The following is a 4,207-nucleotide window of genomic DNA, read 5'->3' as shown; positions in this document are numbered from 1 at the left end:
CGGGGATCATCGCGCAGATCAACGATTATCAGATGACGATCGCGTCGGCGGTGGAGGAGCAGACCGCCACGACGAACGAGATGAACCGCAGCATCGGCGAAGCGGCGACCGGCTCGGCCAGCATCGCCGGCAACATCTCCGGGGTGGCGTCCGCCGCGCAGACCACCAGCGCGACCGTGCTGGAGACCCAGCAATCGGCCGAGGAACTGGCCCGGATGTCGGCGGACCTTCAGATGCTGGTGGGTCGCTTCCGCGTCTGAGCCTTCGTCTCAGAAGTCGTGCATACCAGTCGATAGGGTTCCAAACGTTTCGACTGGCCCCACGGCCCCTGTGAGTTGAGGACACCTCCATGACCGTTCCGTTGCAGAACGCACCGTCGGGGCCGAGCGGCAAACTGCGGAACCTCTCGGTGGGTGCGAAGGTGCTCGCCGCTGTCCTGGTGGTGGCGCTGATCGCCTTGCTCACGGGTGTCGTGGCGTGGCAGCGGATCGGCAAGCTGGACGACGAGGTCCAGACGATGAAGTCCACGAACATCGCCCGGCTGAACAGCCTGGTCGAGCTGGAGAACGCGCTGGCCGACCAGTACCGCACGCTGCTGCGGTACAACCTCGCGACGACCGCTGCCCTGAAGACGGAGTACGAGCAGGCGGTCAAGGACGCCCAGGCAGGGGTGGACGCCGCCGGGGCGGACTACGTCTCTACGCCGGACGACTCGTCCACGTGGAAGGAGCAAGTCGCGGCGTACAGCGAGGCGTGGACGAAGTACAAGGCCATGCTCAACTTCCTCTTCTTCGGCGACGCGTTGCCGTCCGGCATCACGATCCCGACCGATCAGGCGCAGGTGTCCGCCGCGTTCACCGAGGTCGAGTCGACGATGAGCGCCGCGGTCGACGAGCTGACCGCGCTGGAGAAGTCGCAGGTGGAGGCCGCGAGCGCCGATGCCCACAACGCGGCGACGAGCGCCAAGACGCTGATGGTCATCGTTCTCGTCGTCGGCCTGGTGCTTGCCGTGGCGCTGGCGGTCTGGATCGGGCGCAGCATCGCCCGGCGAGTGGCTGCGGTGCGTGACGTCCTGGACAGCGTCGCCGACGGTGACCTGACCCGGACCGCGCCGGTCGACTCGCGTGACGAGGTCGGCGTGATGGCGGCGGCCGTGAACCGGGCCACCGAGTCGATCCGGCAGACCGTGGCGGCGCTGGCGAGCTCCGCGCGGACGCTGGCCGACTCCTCCCAGCAACTGTCGGCCTCGGCCGAGGCGATCGCGGGCAACGCGCACGAGACCTCGACCCAGACGAGCGTGCTGGCGTCGGCGTCGGAGGACGTGTCGCGGAGCGTGCAGACGGTGGCCGCGGGTACCGAGGAGATGGGTTCGGCGATCCGGGAGATCTCGCAGTCGGCGAACGACGCGGCCGGCGTGGCGTCGCGGGCGGTGGACGCTGCCGCGCAGACCAACGCGACGGTGGCGAAGCTGGGTGAGTCGTCGGTGGAGATCGGCAACGTGGTCAAGGTCATCACGTCGATCGCGGAGCAGACGAACCTGCTGGCGCTGAACGCGACGATCGAGGCCGCACGTGCGGGTGAGGCCGGTAAGGGCTTCGCAGTGGTCGCGAACGAGGTGAAGGACCTGGCGCAGGAGACCGCGAAGGCGACCGAGGACATCTCCAAGCGGGTCGAGGCGATCCAGGCCGACACGGATTCCGCGGTGGCGGCGATCGAGCAGATCTCGGGGATCATCGCGCAGATCAACGACTACCAGATGACGATCGCCTCGGCCGTCGAGGAGCAGACCGCGACCACGAACGAGATGAGCCGCTCGATCGCCGAGGCGTCCACCGGCTCGGCGAGCATCGCCGACAACATCGCCGGGGTGGCGTCCGCGGCTCAGACCACCAGCGCAACCGTCGGTAACACCCAGCAATCGGCGGAGGAGCTGGCCCGGATGTCGTCGGACCTCCAGGCGCTGGTCAGCCGCTTCCGGGTGTAGACGAGGCTTCTCTCGGGTACCCCGGGACTACAGCCGGTCACCCGAGAGAGGTTTCGATGATCAAGCAGATGCTCCAGGCCACCGTGCTGAAGCGCCTCGCCGCTCGTACCCCGATGGGCGCGGTCGTCGTCTACGGCGGTGGCTGGTACCTCAAGCACCGCCGGTCGAAGAGGGCGCAGCAGGCAGCCACGGCGCGCTGACCCAGACCCCGGAGCCGGGCGCGGAATACCGCGCCCGGCTCTGGTATGTCAGGCGACGGTCACCGGGTGCCGGACGACCGCGTCGAACAGGTAACCGAGCGTGTTGAGTGGTGTTGCCGCCGGCTGGGTGGTTCCGGTCGAGTCGGTGGCCCTGGCGAGCAACTGCACGGCACCCGCCTGCTCCGGACGCCACGGCAGGTCCCACCGCACCCAGCGCCCGGGGCCGCACTGGTCCCGCAGCGCGGCGCGCCGCCAGCTACTGCCCCCGTCGACGCTGACCTCGACCTTCCGCACCGCACCGCGTCCCGACCAGGACCGCCCGGTCAGCCGGTGCGTTCGCCCGGCCGCGAGCTGCGCACCCCAGCCCAGCTCGAACGCGCTCTTGGTGACCTGCCGGGTCAGCGGTGCCGAGCCCTCCGCCGGATAGTCCGGACCGAACAGCCGGTAGTACTGGGTGTCCCACGGTGAGGCGAGCGGTGTCGCGGACACCTCGATGTCGCCGAGCCACTTGATCGACGCGATGCCGATCCAGGACGGCACGACCAGCCGCACCGGGAAGCCGTGGTCCGGCGGCAGCTGCTCGCCGTTCATCCCGTACGCGAGGATGACATCGTCCAGCGCCTTGCCGATCGGCAGGACCCGGCGGACGCGACCCAGGTTCACGCCGCCGGTGACGAAGTCGGCGTCCAGGCCGCGGGGCAGCAGATCGACGGCGGCGCGGCTGAGCCCGGCCCGCTCGAGCACCGTCGAGAGCCGGACGCCCCGCCAGCGCGCGACCCCCACCGCACCGAGTTTCCACGCGGTGCCCGACACGGTCTGCCCCTGCTGGGTGGTGAAGAAGCTCCGTCCGTTGCCCGCACACTCGATCGCGGTGGACACGGTCACCGCGGGCAGGTCCAGGAGCTGCTGGTACGTGAACGTCACCGCGGATTCGAGCGTCGGCGCACCGCGTAGTCCGGAGCCGAACAGGCGGAGTCGCCAGTCCCGGACCTCGACGGTCGGCGTCGCGGTGTGGTTGCGGACGAAAAAGCGCTCGTTGGGCGTGTAGTAGCCGGTGCCCGCCAGCGCGTCGAAGCGGGTTTCGGCGTTCGTTCCGAACACCGTGAACCACTCCGGCGGGAGCGGTTTGCGGATCGGTGACACCGCCGTCGGGCTCGGCGTCGGGCTGGGGGACGCTGTGGGGCTCGCCACCGGCTGTGCGGACGCCGGGGAGCCCGCCGCCAGCGCGACGGCGGGCAGGGCCAGCGCAGCGCCGCCGGTAGCGCGGAGCACGCCGCGCCGGGTCATCGGGGCCATCGAACACTCCTCCGGTCGGGGGTGCGGCCGACTCTAGCTTTCCTAGTGGCTTGGTGTGGTTAATCGGTCGCTCTGCGGGGTGCAACTACGGAGAGCGATAGCTCGATCACTCCTTGCAACCGGAGTGCAACTGAGTGGCACCCGATTCCGCACCCGAACGGACAGAAGCTTTTTCGTGTCGGCCCGGGACGGCTTCGCAGCGGGAGCGGACGCGGCCGGCACCGATCGTAGGAACACCACAGGGGGACTGCATGACCACGACTCTCGTCGCCTCTCCGGCACGCCTGTCCGAGCGGGAACTCGACGCGTTGGTGCGCGAGCACCTGCCGCTGGTCGGTCACCTCGTCCGCGAAATGCTCGGCCGCGTCCCCGCCCACGTCAACCGCGACGACCTCACCAGCGCGGGCCTCGCCGCCCTCGCCGCGGCCGCCAAGTCCTACGACCCGAGTCGCGGCACCCCGTTCGGCTCGTTCGCCACCGTCCGCATCCGCGGCGCGCTGCTCGACGAGCTCCGCGGTCTGGACTGGGCCAGCCGCTCGGTTCGTCACCGGGCCCGCAAGATCGAGACCGCCGCAGCGGAGTTGACGGCGAGCCTGGGGCGGACGCCCACCGACAACGAGCTGGCGGCCACGCTCGGTGTGGCGGTGGCCGAACTGCACTCCGCCGCCGACGACGTCCAGCGCGCGGTCGTGCTCTCGCTGCAGGGCTTCGCCGCGGGCACCGCCGA

The 4,207-nt window shown here is 70.1% G+C and carries 4 protein-coding genes and 1 pseudogene; 4 read left to right on the top strand and 1 reads right to left on the bottom strand.

All coding sequences use genetic code 11. The annotated features are described in order from the left end of the window. From BUB75_RS43985 to BUB75_RS46915, 3 genes and pseudogenes are all read left to right on the top strand, one after another. Nucleotides 1–260 (top strand): annotated as a pseudogene (locus BUB75_RS43985) (methyl-accepting chemotaxis protein); the annotation flags it as partial. Between the two features lie 89 nt (nt 261–349). Beyond that, complete coding sequence (locus tag BUB75_RS43980; protein ID WP_073266870.1) at nt 350–1,984, top strand: methyl-accepting chemotaxis protein; 1,635 nt, start codon at nt 350–352, stop codon at nt 1,982–1,984. A gap of 56 nt (nt 1,985–2,040) precedes the next feature. Beyond that, nucleotides 2,041–2,184, top strand: coding sequence for a DUF6203 family protein (locus BUB75_RS46915; protein ID WP_178380147.1), 144 nt, complete (start codon nt 2,041–2,043; stop codon nt 2,182–2,184). Nucleotides 2,185–2,232: 48 nt separating this feature from the next. Here the strand turns inward: BUB75_RS46915 and BUB75_RS43975 are convergent, their stop codons facing one another. After that, nucleotides 2,233–3,480 (bottom strand): sulfite oxidase, encoded by a 1,248-nt coding sequence (locus BUB75_RS43975; RefSeq protein ID WP_073266868.1) that lies wholly within the window; start codon nt 3,478–3,480, stop codon nt 2,233–2,235. Between the two features lie 251 nt (nt 3,481–3,731). Between BUB75_RS43975 and BUB75_RS43970 the strand changes: the two genes are divergently transcribed. Beyond that, nucleotides 3,732–4,207, top strand: a 476-nt coding sequence (locus BUB75_RS43970; protein ID WP_281248468.1) for a sigma-70 family RNA polymerase sigma factor, incomplete at its 3' end; no start/stop codon positions are given.

The organism is Cryptosporangium aurantiacum, assembly GCF_900143005.1.
Classification (GTDB): Bacteria; Actinomycetota; Actinomycetes; order Mycobacteriales; family Cryptosporangiaceae; genus Cryptosporangium; species Cryptosporangium aurantiacum.
Note: the sequence above shows the minus strand (reverse complement) of the source record. Positions and strands in the feature narration are given on the sequence as shown.